At 43.5% G+C, this 12610-nt stretch carries 14 protein-coding genes; 9 read left to right on the top strand and 5 right to left on the bottom strand.

Annotated features, from left to right (window positions below):
* The first annotated feature begins 207 nt into the window (after positions 1 to 207).
* Positions 208 to 693 carry an MATE family efflux transporter gene (locus tag NI389_RS04265; protein ID WP_308361755.1) on the top strand — a complete coding sequence of 162 codons (486 nt, stop codon included), beginning with the start codon at positions 208 to 210 and terminating at the stop codon, positions 691 to 693.
* Positions 694 to 704: 11 nt separating this feature from the next.
* Complete coding sequence (locus NI389_RS04260) at positions 705 to 1592, top strand: MATE family efflux transporter (RefSeq protein WP_308361754.1); 888 nt, start codon at positions 705 to 707, stop codon at positions 1590 to 1592.
* Between the two features lie 72 nt (positions 1593 to 1664).
* Here the strand turns inward: NI389_RS04260 and NI389_RS04255 are convergent, their stop codons facing one another.
* The 3 genes from NI389_RS04255 to NI389_RS04245 are packed head-to-tail and all read right to left on the bottom strand — an operon-like array spanning position 1665 to position 3460.
* Positions 1665 to 2138 (bottom strand): peroxiredoxin, encoded by a 474-nt coding sequence (locus NI389_RS04255; RefSeq protein WP_308361753.1) that lies wholly within the window; start codon positions 2136 to 2138, stop codon positions 1665 to 1667.
* 10 nt (positions 2139 to 2148) lie between these two features.
* Positions 2149 to 3033 (bottom strand): sterol desaturase family protein, encoded by an 885-nt coding sequence (locus tag NI389_RS04250; RefSeq protein ID WP_308361752.1) that lies wholly within the window; start codon positions 3031 to 3033, stop codon positions 2149 to 2151.
* Positions 3023 to 3460, bottom strand: coding sequence for an SRPBCC family protein (locus NI389_RS04245; RefSeq protein ID WP_308361751.1), 438 nt, complete (start codon positions 3458 to 3460; stop codon positions 3023 to 3025). The genes NI389_RS04250 and NI389_RS04245 overlap by 11 nt, the downstream gene beginning before the upstream one ends.
* A gap of 96 nt (positions 3461 to 3556) precedes the next feature.
* Here NI389_RS04245 and NI389_RS04240 point away from each other — a divergent pair, with 96 nt between their 5' ends.
* Entirely contained in the window at positions 3557 to 4549 is a 993-nt protein-coding gene (locus NI389_RS04240) for an AraC family transcriptional regulator (RefSeq protein WP_308361750.1), read from the top strand.
* Between the two features lie 32 nt (positions 4550 to 4581).
* Here the strand turns inward: NI389_RS04240 and NI389_RS04235 are convergent, their stop codons facing one another.
* Positions 4582 to 4716, bottom strand: coding sequence for a DUF2256 domain-containing protein (locus tag NI389_RS04235; RefSeq protein ID WP_308361749.1), 135 nt, complete (start codon positions 4714 to 4716; stop codon positions 4582 to 4584).
* Positions 4717 to 4770: 54 nt separating this feature from the next.
* Here NI389_RS04235 and NI389_RS04230 point away from each other — a divergent pair, with 54 nt between their 5' ends.
* The 5 genes from NI389_RS04230 (at position 4771) to NI389_RS04210 (ending at position 11444) form a co-directional block, all read left to right on the top strand.
* Entirely contained in the window at positions 4771 to 5022 is a 252-nt protein-coding gene (locus NI389_RS04230) for a TIGR03643 family protein (protein WP_308361748.1), read from the top strand.
* Between the two features lie 256 nt (positions 5023 to 5278).
* Positions 5279 to 6007, top strand: a complete 729-nt coding sequence (locus NI389_RS04225) for a hypothetical protein (protein ID WP_308361747.1) — start codon at positions 5279 to 5281, stop codon at positions 6005 to 6007.
* Positions 6004 to 6699 (top strand): hypothetical protein, encoded by a 696-nt coding sequence (locus NI389_RS04220; protein ID WP_308361746.1) that lies wholly within the window; start codon positions 6004 to 6006, stop codon positions 6697 to 6699. Before NI389_RS04225 ends, NI389_RS04220 begins: the two co-directional genes overlap by 4 nt.
* A gap of 267 nt (positions 6700 to 6966) precedes the next feature.
* Entirely contained in the window at positions 6967 to 9222 is a 2256-nt protein-coding gene (locus NI389_RS04215; RefSeq protein ID WP_308361745.1) for a response regulator, read from the top strand.
* A 218-nt stretch (positions 9223 to 9440) separates the two neighbouring features.
* Positions 9441 to 11444 (top strand): alpha-amylase, encoded by a 2004-nt coding sequence (locus NI389_RS04210; protein ID WP_308361744.1) that lies wholly within the window; start codon positions 9441 to 9443, stop codon positions 11442 to 11444.
* A gap of 31 nt (positions 11445 to 11475) precedes the next feature.
* Here the strand turns inward: NI389_RS04210 and NI389_RS04205 are convergent, their stop codons facing one another.
* On the bottom strand, positions 11476 to 11979 hold the full coding sequence (locus NI389_RS04205) for a SixA phosphatase family protein (RefSeq protein ID WP_308361743.1): 504 nt from the start codon (positions 11977 to 11979) through the stop codon (positions 11476 to 11478).
* A gap of 166 nt (positions 11980 to 12145) precedes the next feature.
* On the opposite strand from NI389_RS04205, the gene NI389_RS04200 reads away from it, so the two are divergent.
* A complete protein-coding gene (locus tag NI389_RS04200; protein ID WP_308361742.1) occupies positions 12146 to 12571 on the top strand; it encodes a hypothetical protein in 426 nt (141 codons plus the stop codon).
* Positions 12572 to 12610 lie beyond the last annotated feature (39 nt).

Raw genomic sequence — 12610 nt, 5'->3', positions numbered from 1 at the left:
TAGGTATGTGATCTTACAGGTATTTTGTCTTCGTCGCGTTAAACTTTTTTACACTCTTTAAATAGGCAAAATTTCGTGACTCAGGTAGATTAGACAATTGGTTTTTAGGATCTAGCCATCCTAGAAGTAACCTTTGTTTTAAGCGTCATATATCCGTCGTATAGAACCAAGGTTTCGTTGTTTGCGTCGTCTATTAAGGGATATTCAATGCAGGATTTAACAAAAGGTCCTATTCAAAAACACATTGTTCACATGGCCGTCCCCATTGCAATGGGCATGCTCATTCAAACAATGTATTTTCTTATCGACTTGTTTTTTGTTGGTCAATTAGGCGAGGCTGCACTTGCAGGCGTCAGTACAGCTGGAAACTTGTTCTTTTTTATCATGGCAATAACCCAAGTGTTTAATGTGGGTTGCGCAACGCTAGTTGCTCATGCCATGGGGCGGAAAAACCGTGATGAAGCAGAGTCGATTTACAGCCATGGTATGTTTTATGGTTTGGCCGCCACGCTTATAACACTCTTTGTCGGGTATAACTTTGGCCATGCCTACATCAATGCGTTGGTGAGTGACGAACAGACTAGACAAATGGCCTTTAGCTATTTCCATTGGTTTTTGCCTTCACTGGCCTTGCAATTTGTGTTGACGGTGATCTCTGCATCGATGCGGGGGCTGGACTTGTTAAGCCTTTGATGGGTATACAAATGTTAGCTCTCATTTTAAATGCAGTGTTGTCTCCGTTACTTATTACCGGCGCGGGTGGCATATTACCAGAAATGGGCGTGAGCGGTGCGGCTTGTGCAAGCTCAGTATCCGCTATTTTTGCGTTAGTTCTGGTGATCAAATACCTCTACAAAAACCCGAATACGCTGACGTTGCATTTTGCCAAAATGACACCGAATTGGAAAATTTTTAAAGGTATCCTAAAAGTAGGTGTCCCTGCGGGCAGCGAATTTATGTTAACGTTTTTCTATATGGCGCTAATTTATTGGGCTCTGAGCCGTTTTGGCCCAGCGGAACAAGCTGGCTTTGGTTTAGGCACGCGAATTATGCAGTCACTTTTTTTACCCGTCATGGCGATTGCGTTTGCTGCACCAGCCATTGCAGGGCAAAACTATGCGGCCGGCAAAGTGAAGCGGGTGTACGCAACGTATAAGATTTCTATGGGTATGACCGTTGGGATGATGGCGATGATGGCTATACCTTGTATCTTTGTGCCTGAATGGTTTTTAGGTCCATTTAGCAATGATCCTGAAGTGATTCTAGTGGCTGCTACGTTTTTAAGTTTTGTTGGTTTTAACTTTGTTCCAGCAGGGATGGTCTTTGCGGCTTCAGGTATGTTCCAAGCTTTTGGCAATACGTTGCCCTCACTTGCGAGTACTTTTGTGCGGGTTTCAACATTTTCGTGCTTGTTAGTGTATTTTGTGTCGCAAGATGATTTAGCGGTGACTACCATTTGGACGCTTTCAGTGGCGACCGTATTTTTGCAAGCGACGCTGAGCTTTTTCCTACTGCAACGCGCCCTGCGTAAGAAAATTTACGCTCGTGCGCACGCAAGAGCACCGATTTCCAAGCCAGCAGAGGCCAACTAATTCAACTTTGAGCAGAAAAAAGAAAGGCGCTTTAAAGCGCTTTTCTTTTATTTGAATTGTTTTAAAGTCGTATTAAAGCGTATCTAGAATCACTTCAGCTTTACTGACTTCGAATGACTTTGGTGCTTCAACGTTAAGAGCTGTAACCACACCATTATCAACAATCATCGCATAGCGCTGTGAACGAACACCGCCAAATGCACCAGTATCCATTTCAAGGCCTAATGCTTTGGTGAAGCTACCATCGCCATCAGCAAGCATGGTGATCTCTTGTGCGTTTTGAGCATCGCCCCAGGCTTTCATGACGAAGGCGTCATTCACGGAAACACAGACGATCAGATCAACACCTTTGGCTTTGATCTTATCTGCGAGTGTCACGTAACCAGGTAAATGAGCTGCTGAGCACGTTGGTGTAAACGCTCCTGGTACTGCAAACACAACCACTTTTTTGTCTGCAAACAACGTGGCTGTTTCGTGATTTACTACGCCATCGCTTGTCAGTTCTGCAAGTACACCTTGCGGTAAAGCTTGTCCTTGTTCAATCATTTGTCTTTCCTCAATCATTGGATTCTTCCCTACTATGAGGGCTTGTCAGTGTAAACTCAATGGAAGATATTTCAGTTGAAGTGCTATCAAGCGTTGAAGGATAGCCAAATATCGCGTGAATCTTAGCTTTTAGTCCGTATGCATGCCTCATCGACTTCAACATATGGCATAGCTGAGCAAAATTAATTGCGATAAGGTTATCTTGAGGTGCAGGACCTTGTATCCCATATTCGATAGTAATGTTTTCATCCTCTTCAACGTACGTACCAAATAGTTTGTCCCAGATGATGAGGACACCCGCGTAATTCTTATCAAGGTAGTGATCATTGCTTGCGTGGTGAATTCGGTGATGTGTGGGCGTATTAAACAGATGTTCCAGCCAACCTAATTTTCCGATGTGCTTTGTGTGTACAAAGAACTGAAAAGCGAGATTAATCGCGACAATGGCAAACACCAGTTCAGGATCAAATCCCAGTAATATCATCGGTAGCCAAAACAGCCACATTCCTAAAACAGGATAAAGTAAACTTTGACGAAAAGCAGTGGTGAAATTCATGCGAACGGAGCTGTGATGAACCACATGTGCGCACCACAACCAATGAATGTTGTGCGAAGCTCGATGAAACCAATAATACAAAAAATCTTGAAACAAAAAGCCTATCAGTAAAGATGCTGGAGAGAGCGAAATGTTAAACAGTGAAAACTGGGCGAACCAGTGAAATAGCGGCATGAGAAGGATAAGTGCGATAGCGTCACTCGCTTGGTGTAAAAGAGCAAGCAGTGTATTTTGAATGGAGTCTTTGAGTGCGTAATCGGTCGGATGTAGGTAATACTCAACCGCAATGCACAGCAGGAAAAGAGGGCTTAGAGCCAGTAATATTAACTCAACAGGCATGAAATACCTCCAGTTTTTTGAGTGCTAGATTTAAATCGCGACGAATGATCAACGCCATGAGAAAGACGGGTATAAATCGCGGAACTTGGCCTGTGATTTGGTAGCGCAATACGGTTTTTGTGTCACTTGGATAGAACTCAATAACGCCACGGTGGCCTTTCAGAGGAAAGTTGCCTTGAATGGCGTATTCAATTTTATCAACGGAGGCATCCGTAATTTCTTCGATAAATTTAAACCCAAGCATCGAGACTAAACGCTGCGTCCCTTTACCTCCTTTTGGCGCCCCAGCTATTTCTGGGCGAATTTCCGTGATAGAGGCTCCGAAAAAACGAGAAAGCTGATTATGATCAAGCAACGTTGTGAGCAGATTAGTCGGCGTAGTTGGAATAATGTGGATTGAAGTGACGTCCACCAAGCGATTTTTCATCAGACTTTTCTTTATAAGTTCCTATTTGGGACTAGCGTAACGAGGTTGTTTTCCGTTATCTTGCTGGATAACGCCAACTTTTTGTCCAATTGCGACATGAATTACTCAACTTCTTACGTTTATTTTGCCAGTGTCATTGCATACCTCGAAAGTCAAGGTATTAGTGAGCGTTTGCTGCAAAGCCACTTGTCCTTGTTGCCAGAAGGAGGGCATGACACGCGCGTGCCGCTTGAGTACTATGAAACGTTGCTGGAGGTGGGCGCAAAGCTTACTACGGATACGTTATTTGGCTTCCATTTAGGGCAATCCATTCTTGCTGCGGACTATGGTGTGTTGGGTTACTTAGTCGAATCGAGTCGTGATTTAAAACAGGCCATAGAAGCTTTGCTGCGATACGATGCGTTGGTCGCGAATATCGGCCGTGCTGAATTTACAGAACAGCAGCAAGCGAAAATCAGTTGGCAGCCTTTTAGTAAATCAAATTCGCATGTGGTTTTACGCAATATGACGGCATGGGTCGCGGTGACGCGACAGGTGCTAAAATCAACATTGTCTCCGCTTGAAGTTCGTTTCGCTTTTGACATTCCTGCTACGAATTTACCTGAACTTACCGCGTGGTTTGGATGCGCTATTCAAGTAAAGCAGTCAGAAAATGCGATTGTTTTTGATAGACATCTGTTGGATATGCCATTTCTGAGTAAAAATGAAACGATGCACCGTACCTTTCTACATTTGTCAGATGATGCACTTGCGATGTTTGCAAAAACGTCTGGCGTAAAACGGCAAGTGACCATGTTACTTGAAGCCAAATCCGATTTATTTAATGTGAACCAAGTCAGAGTCGCCGCTGCGCTTAATTTGTCTTGTCGTCACCTGCAACGTCGACTTAAAGAAGAAAATACCGGTTTTAGTGAACTACTCGATGAAGAGCGAAAACGACGATTAGCGCCTTTACTTGGTGTTATACCACTTTCATTGATTGCAGAGAAACTCGGCTTTTCGGAGCAGAGTTCGTTTAATAAAGCGTTTAAGAAATGGTATGGCACATCGCCCAACGAATACTTAAAGGCCAAACTCAAGCATCACTAAATAGAAAGCGAGACAGTACGAGCAGGAATGGCCTACTTCTGGCTTCGACATCGTTTGGAGCAAAATAGTACCCGGTCCCAGTCTTTTGCCCATTTCTTCCGCCATAAAAATGGACGTTGGCAGTCTAGGCAAATTTTGCTCGGTAAATGAAGTTTTTTATGGGTCATTGATCTTATCCGAGGTCACTTCGTAATGACTGTCTAAATTTTTGAGATTGCGTAATGAATTATACTGATGCGGATCTATCACGGATCATTGAAATGGCGTGGGAAGATAGAACACCGTTTGAAGCAATAGAGTTACAATTCGGTATTTCATCCACCCAAGTTGTGAAGTTGATGCGAAGTTCGATGAGCGAAGGCTGCTTTAAAGTGTGGCGACAACGGCACGCTGGTCGAAAAACAAAGCACCAACAACTTCGCTCTCCGCATGTCCAGCGAGCTTATTGTAAAACTCAGTACAAACATCGATAAACTAATTTAACGATTATCCAATTTTACAGTGCAAACAATGTCTTCAGCGATTGTTCCTCACAAAATTTCATGTCGAGAAATTTTCACATGTCCGTATACGCCTCGTGATGTGTATTTTTCAATCAACGATGTGTTTATACGATATTCGAAATTCACATAAGGTAAAAAGCTGATTTTGTGACGATTATGTTACATCTCAGCATGGTGTTTCCTGAGCAATAGAAAACCAGTGACCACTAAATTCAAGGATGGATATATGTGTAAAACCTTAATGAGTTTCAATAAAAGCACGTTAGCGGCGCTTTTACCCAATAAGACACAAGACGTACATAGCGTTAAGTTATTTGGACAGCACGGGATTGTATTACAGGATTCGATCTTAAACCAAATTGCCGTGTTTAAAGGAGCGGTTGAGACAAATGAATATGTCCTTGAGGGACCTGTTGAATTTCATGTTATTGAAGGAGAGGTTAAGCTTAAACTCGTAAAGCTGTTTAATGTTGATGCGCAGCATATCGGGCAAATCGAAGTACAGAACATGGCTTCGGCATTCACTCTTAATGCAAACGACCGTGTGTCCGTTGAAGGCAGTTATGCTATTAACCTATCAGCCTCATCAGATGCTATTTGGTTGATTAACTTAGGTAAATCGACAGAACAGGCACACCGTATTCGTTTTGATGCCAACCATCTTACTGTCAAAGCGATTGAATATCGCTATCAGCGGCATGAGCGGCTTTTGAACTTTATTAATTTGTTGACGTTATATGGTGGCAAGTCCAGTTTGACAGCACTGATTCAGCTCTCTCGTTCATCACTGTTTGAACTCGCATGGCAGGCCATTGAAGGAATTCACTCACGTTCGCCGGAGCGAGCGTTGGCGCTGTTGAAACAGTATCAACTTTTTCATGCCAATGCTCATGTTTCCCACAAAGCGATTGAACACGTGTGTTCTAGCCTATCTTTTGCTGGAGATACACTATGACTGTGATTTATCGTCCCGTAGTAAACGAGCCTCTGGAATTTCAAAGGTTCATTGACGAAACTACACGTGTAATTCAGTGTGGCTTGCCAACAGCAAAGCAAGATCAACGTTTAGCACACCTACTGTTCCGCTTAAGTCAAGACAAGTTTTTTTTGATAGAGAAAGTGGTAAGAGAAATTCAGGCATTTGGCGAACTACCCGATATCGGAGAAATAGGACATGCGAGTGTTTTTTCGCTATTTGCAAATGATGACGCTGGATTTAAATTGCAAGCACGTTTTCTAGGTAGCCGCAGTTCAGTGAATGGTTTGTCCTCTCATCACTCGATAACAGGTCAAACAGTAAAGCACCGAACATTACAAGTGCATTATGTTGGGCAGCCAAGTTTGTTTACATGCTATTCCTGTTCTACCGCTCTCCCGTTGCTTGAGGGGACTTTTACACGAGTTGTTAAGCAAGCTGAATGCATTGCGAATGAGTTGCAAGTCTATGTCTTTGAACCTGTGCTCGACATTATCAATTACCCTTCCATACCCGATTTTGCCGTGGTGCTTGAATTAGTGCTAACCAAAGAAGGCTTTGACCTGTATGAGTTCGATGTGACAACGGGTGAAGTATTGACGCTGAGTTCGTCTGACGAGAACAAAAATGTAAAGTTGGTTCGTGAGATTAAAGCCGCAATATTAACCTAGCGACAGGGCTGCCTATCCAAGACTCGGGAGCGGATTAGTCTTTGCTAAACCGCGCCTTTCGTTGACTGTTGTTATCTAAGCAGGCTTCCTTTACAGCGCTAAGTTGCTGTCCTACCTTAATTACTAAACTATTCGAATCTTTGCGATAGCATCAATGACGTTGAATGACGAAATAACGATAGTGTTCGTGAGTCGTCTTTTTGCTTGTTCAATGTGTAAGCTAAAGATAAGGGACGAGTTTACCACAACGGAAAAAGCCGAAGCGATATGATAGAGTTATCAACGCAAACTATTTTGATTATGAGTGCCATAAGCATAGTAACGTCGGCTATCGCATTGACGTTTCTATGGATGGCAAATCGCGATGTAAAAGCAACGGCTTACTGGGCGATTGCGCCATGGTTTCTTTTTGTCAATTTTTCCTTTTTTGCATTGCAAAACGTCTTACCTGATTTTATGCGCTTTGTGCTCTCCAATTGGAGTGGTCAGCTATCTTTGTTATTGATTTTATTGGGAATATATCAAGGGCTTTGTAACCGTATTCCGGTCGGTCCAGTGTCTGCATACTTCAGTATTTTTGCCATGTTGCAGCTCAACTTTACCTACATTTACCCAAGCTATGAGGGTCGCCTTCTCCTTGGTATGAGCTGTTTATTGATTACGAGCGTTTGGATTTTATATTGTCTTTTCAAGCATCGGCGTAAAGCCACAAATAAGAGTGCGCTTTTAGTCAGCGTGGGGATTGTTGTTCTCATCATTGCGGCGGTAATTCGCGGTTTGTCTGCTGTTCAGCCAGGTAACATGGGCGCGCTGCAAGATCAAAGCTTTGTGATGCATTGGTTTATGATTTCAGTGATGATAAGTCAGCAATTCTTTAATTTTGGTTTAGCTATCATGGTTGGCGCATTGCGACTTGAGAAAAACCAACAGACTCAAGAGGCGCTTGTCATGGCAAATCAAAGTTTGGCAGAAGCAAAGTTGAGGGCAGAAGAAGGGTCAAAATTAAAATCAGAGTTTTTAGCCAATATGAGTCACGAAATTCGTACACCAATGAATGGTGTCATTGGCATGTTGAGTTTACTGGAGAAAGAAAAGCTCACTGATCAGCAAGCAAACTACGTCAATATTGCGCGCTCAAGTGCGCAAAGCTTACTTACGCTAATTAATGACATCCTCGATTTTTCTAAAATTGAAGCGGATAAGCTCGAGCTTGAAAGAATTAGCTTTTCTTTACCTGCGTTGGTGTCAGAGCTTGTGACCGCTTTTTCATATAAGGTAGACCCGAATAATGTCGAATTAATGCTCGATACGGCAGAAATGAAACACCTGCAATTGATGGGGGATCCGATACGGTTTAGACAAATCTTGAGTAACCTGCTCAGCAATGCCATTAAATTTACCCAGTATGGAGAAATTTTGGTTTCGTTACGAACAGAAAGAACGGAAGCAGGTATCGAGCTGAGTGGATTGGTGAAAGATACGGGAATAGGCGTATCCAAAGAGGAGCAGTCGCGACTTTTTGCCTCCTTTACGCAAATTGATGCGACGACAACGCGAAAGTATGGCGGTACGGGACTGGGTTTAGCCATCGTCAAAAAGTTGTGCGAGCTAATGGGCGGTGACGTGAGTGTGATTAGTGAACGCGGAAAAGGGAGTCAGTTTTCATTTCATGTATTATTCGAAGAAAACAGCCTAGAGCATGATGCCGCGATTTATCCGCAAAAGGAAAAGGCGATTTTACTAATCGAAAGCAACGCCTCGGCTAATCAATGTATGTCACAAATGCTAGAGATGTGCGGATGTAAAGTTGATTCTGCCGCGACATTATCAGACGCGCTTAGTCGTATACAGCAAAAACAATATGATGTCGTGATGTTATCTCGACGCGTGGAACAAAAGCATACTGATGATTGGATAAAGACGGTGCAGCGTCATCAAAAAGCCGATGTGATCATGCTTGGGAGCATTGCAGATAGTGAAGACAAACAGGCGTTTTTGTCTCTTGGTTACGTTGATTATCTGCAAAAACCGTTGACGCCTTCCAATTTGAAGCAACTACAAAAGCACTGTGATGAATATCATAATCAAGCAGAGCAGCCAATAGAACATCAAGAGTCCCCATTATTTTCGGGTCAGCACGTGCTATTGGTTGAAGACAATAAAGTTAATCAGATTGTCGCCACGAAAATGCTCGATAGAATGGGATTATCAGTCAGTATCGCAAGCAATGGTGCTGAAGCGTTAATGCTCCTTGTGCAACACGACGATGTGCAAAACCCCATTTCACTGATTTTAATGGACTGTCAAATGCCAGAAATGGATGGCTTTGAAACTACCTCACGCATTCGTAAAGGTGAGGGCGGCGAGGACCTAAAACGAATCCCGATTATCGCTTTAACCGCCAATGCCATGAAAGGGGATGAAGAAGCGTGTTTGGACGCGGGCATGAATGGCTATATTGCTAAACCCATCCAAGAAGAAGCGTTGACTAAATCGCTGAGTGATTTTCTGAGAACTTTTTAACCGTCTTATAACATGCTCGATATCGGGCACGATTGAAATTGATGAGAGCATTGTTTTTATAAATCAGCTTATTACTGATTTTTTGACAGCGTTTACTACCTTTCGCCTCTGGGTGTTTCTGCTTTGCATACGTATTCAATGTGATGTTTAAAAATTAATCTCTATATTGTTATTGGTTTGTAAATATAAACTATATGACAACAAATAGAGAACACATTATGACAACAACAGCATTGAAGATACTCAAAGTCGGGGTCTTATTTGGCCTAGGCGCACTATGCCAAAATAGCGCGATTGCAGCGCCCACCACGTTTGTTCACTTATTCGAGTGGTCATGGCAAGACGTCGCAAAAGAATGCGAAACCTATCTTGGACCAAAAGGGTACGCGGCAGTTCAAGTTTCACCACCAAATGAACATGTAACAGGTGATCAGTGGTGGACACGTTATCAACCTGTAAGCTATGCACTCACCAGTCGAGGTGGCAGCCGCGCTGAGTTTGTGGATATGGTTACACGTTGTAAGGCTGCCGGGGTAAACATTTACGTTGATGCAGTGATCAACCATATGGCTGCGGGCAGTGGGCAAGGGGTGGCAGGTACGGCGTTTACGTTGAAGCAATTTCCGATGTACACCACGTGGGATTTTCACGATACATGCGCAATAAACAATGAGGATTACGGCAATAATCCATGGCGAGTACAGAACTGTGAACTGGTGAGTTTGCCTGATTTGAATACTGGTTCATCCTACGTGCAAAGTAAATTGGCTGGTTATTTAAATGACCTTGTATCGGTTGGGGTCGCGGGATTTAGACTGGATGCCAGCAAACATATGGCTGCGTCGGACATTGCGAGTGTACTGAGTCAAGTAAATGGTACGCCGTTCGTCTTTCAGGAAGTGATTGATCAAGGTGGCGAGGCTGTTTCAGCGAGCGAGTATTTTGGAAATGGCTTAGTGACAGAATTTAAGTATACGACCAAATTAGGAGAAACCTTCAAATCCGGTAAGCTTGCGTGGCTAAGTAACTTTGGAGAAGCTTGGGGGATGATGCCAAGCTACAAAGCGGTGGTGTTCGTGGACAATCACGACAATCAACGAGGACATGGTGGTGCAGGTAACGTGGTTACCTATCAAGACGGAGCCCTCTATGATTTAGCAAATGTGTTCATGTTGGCGTATCCGTATGGATATCCAAAAGTGATGTCGAGTTTTGACTACCATCATGACACGGATGCAGGTGGGCCGACTTATCCTGTGCACGCTGGAGCGAATTTAAATTGTTTTGGTGATGGTTGGCAGTGTGAACACCGTCATCAAAAAATATCGGGTGCCGTTGATTTTAGAAACAACACGAATGATGTGTGGCAAGTGTCGAACTGGTGGGACAATGGTAATAACCAAATCGCGTTTTCACGAGGGGCAAGTGGGTTTGTCGCAATTAACCGAGAAAGTGGGGCTATGCAACAGACGTTGCAAACAGGTCTTAGTGGAGGCCACTATTGTGACGTGCTTTCAGGGTCAATGAACGCGGACAAGTCATCGTGCTCAGGCCAAACTATCGAAGTTGACGCAAACGGTTTTGCGCGTGTCAATGTCTCCGCAATGAATGCTTTAGCGATTCACAAAGGTGCTAAACTTGAGGGCTCATCGTCTGCGAATTGGAAGCGCACCGTCGTCTTTGTCAAAGCACAAACTCAGTCAGGTCAAGATATGTTTGTTCGCGGTGGTATTGACTATGCTTATGCGGCATCGCAAGGGAAGGACTGCTACGTGAATGCGCAGCTATGTGCTCTGCCGATCCGACACAACAATTTACTCAATACCACCACTCAGAGCTGGAAACAAGGCGATAATTATCTAGATTGGCAAGGCCTCGAAGCGGCTCAAGGCGCAGGCGCTGAGGGCAGTGCATTGGACTGGACGACCAACGTGTGGCCAATCGCCTGGGGAACAAAACGCACGGTTTCAGTCGACGGATATGGTGAAACACCTCTCAATCAGTGGGGTGATCATTACTGGATGTTAGATGCTGATATGGATTGCGCCAATACCGTAAATGGCTGGTTTGAAGTGAAAGCGTTTGTGAAAAATGGCCAAGGTTGGGAAAGCGATATTCAGCAAACGGGAACACCGTATCAATCGAATAATCATTTTGCGCAATGTGGCAAGGTGAATGTCTTTGAGTTTGGCCAAAACCAACCCCTCATTCAAGACTTTTAATTCTCCCGGAAGAGGGCGAAAGCCCTCTTTTTTACATTAATTTGGGTGGAACAAATGTATTGAGTTTGGCGTTTGTGGGCGACTCTAATGTGAAGATAGCAAGCGAGCCTTTCTTTACGTTGTACACTGACGTTTTACTACTAAGCAAATACCCGAGGTAACGTGAGATATTCGGTTCATGACTCACAATTAAGGTAACGTCGGGCAATTCGTCAAAGGACTGCGTGAGCCAATCTGTAAACTTTTTCATCGGGGCTGCAAGTCCCAGTGCCTCTTCAACAACCAATTCTATGTCACTCGACTTATCCAATTTTCTTGCTTGTTTTACAAGGTGTTCTGCGGTTTGTAACGCACGAATATAATGGCTGGATACGATTCTGTCTGGGACAAGTTCAAGTTTGTCTAAAAAACGCATCGCTTTTTTGGCTTGCTTTGTACCCGTTGCTGTCAGATGTCGGTCAATGTCGAGTAATTCATCGCGAAGCGCTTCAGCGCGAGCATGGCGCATTATGATCACGGTTTTTGAACTAGTCATGGAATTCCTTTTTGATTGGTAAACGTTTCTGCATCTTAGCTTATGCACTAATTCTTACGAAGCCAATAACAAGTTGAAAAATTTCCATATTCTTCAACACAATTAGCAAAGCAACTGCGGGATCAATATGTTAGGTTGCTAATGACCAAGTTAGAAGGAAAGATAAATGAATGCAAAATCAGTCGCTACCATTGTGTTGTGCAGTCTGCCTTTCGTCGCGTTGGCATCAGAGTCTACGTGTTCAACCGAAAATCTAGAGGGGAGTTGGATGCTTAACTACGCGAAATATACAAACAGCGCAGGTGTTGTTGTCGGTGAAATTAAAGACAAATCAACCTTAAGTCGAAAATCCCTAGTGGATGGCACGGTACATTTTATTACATGGATGCCAAATGGTAAGGTGAAAGTGGCGGCAAGTGGACATTATTCATCAGCGAATGGGCGCTACATTGAAACAGTTGACGTCAGTACGTACGAAGGAATATGGGGAAAAACGTTCGATTTTGGTTGTCGTTTGGAAAATGGTGTTTGGATCCATGAAGGCCTAGAAAATGACCTCACCATTTTGGAAAAATGGACGAAAACGAAATAAGGAACAGGTGCGAAGCTTATGCCTCGCACTTGAAAATCA

It is taken from the genome of Pseudoalteromonas xiamenensis (assembly GCF_030994125.1).
GTDB lineage: Bacteria > Pseudomonadota > Gammaproteobacteria > Enterobacterales > Alteromonadaceae > Pseudoalteromonas > Pseudoalteromonas xiamenensis_B.
The sequence above is the reverse complement of the archived record's forward strand: the minus strand, read 5'-3'. Positions and strand labels throughout refer to the sequence as shown.

What these genes read in the sequence shown, in the direction of transcription:
- NI389_RS04265 (WP_308361755.1), top strand. Translation starts at nt 208, where the DNA reads ATGCAGGATTTAACAAAAGGTCCTATTCAAAAACACATTGTTCACATG.
- NI389_RS04260 (WP_308361754.1), top strand. Translation starts at nt 705, where the DNA reads ATGTTAGCTCTCATTTTAAATGCAGTGTTGTCTCCGTTACTTATTACC.
- NI389_RS04255 (WP_308361753.1), bottom strand. Translation starts at nt 2,138, where the DNA reads ATGATTGAACAAGGACAAGCTTTACCGCAAGGTGTACTTGCAGAACTG.
- NI389_RS04250 (WP_308361752.1), bottom strand. Translation starts at nt 3,033, where the DNA reads ATGCCTGTTGAGTTAATATTACTGGCTCTAAGCCCTCTTTTCCTGCTG.
- NI389_RS04245 (WP_308361751.1), bottom strand. Translation starts at nt 3,460, where the DNA reads ATGAAAAATCGCTTGGTGGACGTCACTTCAATCCACATTATTCCAACT.
- NI389_RS04240 (WP_308361750.1), top strand. Translation starts at nt 3,557, where the DNA reads ATGAATTACTCAACTTCTTACGTTTATTTTGCCAGTGTCATTGCATAC.
- NI389_RS04235 (WP_308361749.1), bottom strand. Translation starts at nt 4,716, where the DNA reads ATGACCCATAAAAAACTTCATTTACCGAGCAAAATTTGCCTAGACTGC.
- NI389_RS04230 (WP_308361748.1), top strand. Translation starts at nt 4,771, where the DNA reads ATGAATTATACTGATGCGGATCTATCACGGATCATTGAAATGGCGTGG.
- NI389_RS04225 (WP_308361747.1), top strand. Translation starts at nt 5,279, where the DNA reads ATGTGTAAAACCTTAATGAGTTTCAATAAAAGCACGTTAGCGGCGCTT.
- NI389_RS04220 (WP_308361746.1), top strand. Translation starts at nt 6,004, where the DNA reads ATGACTGTGATTTATCGTCCCGTAGTAAACGAGCCTCTGGAATTTCAA.
- NI389_RS04215 (WP_308361745.1), top strand. Translation starts at nt 6,967, where the DNA reads ATGATAGAGTTATCAACGCAAACTATTTTGATTATGAGTGCCATAAGC.
- NI389_RS04210 (WP_308361744.1), top strand. Translation starts at nt 9,441, where the DNA reads ATGACAACAACAGCATTGAAGATACTCAAAGTCGGGGTCTTATTTGGC.
- NI389_RS04205 (WP_308361743.1), bottom strand. Translation starts at nt 11,979, where the DNA reads ATGACTAGTTCAAAAACCGTGATCATAATGCGCCATGCTCGCGCTGAA.
- NI389_RS04200 (WP_308361742.1), top strand. Translation starts at nt 12,146, where the DNA reads ATGAATGCAAAATCAGTCGCTACCATTGTGTTGTGCAGTCTGCCTTTC.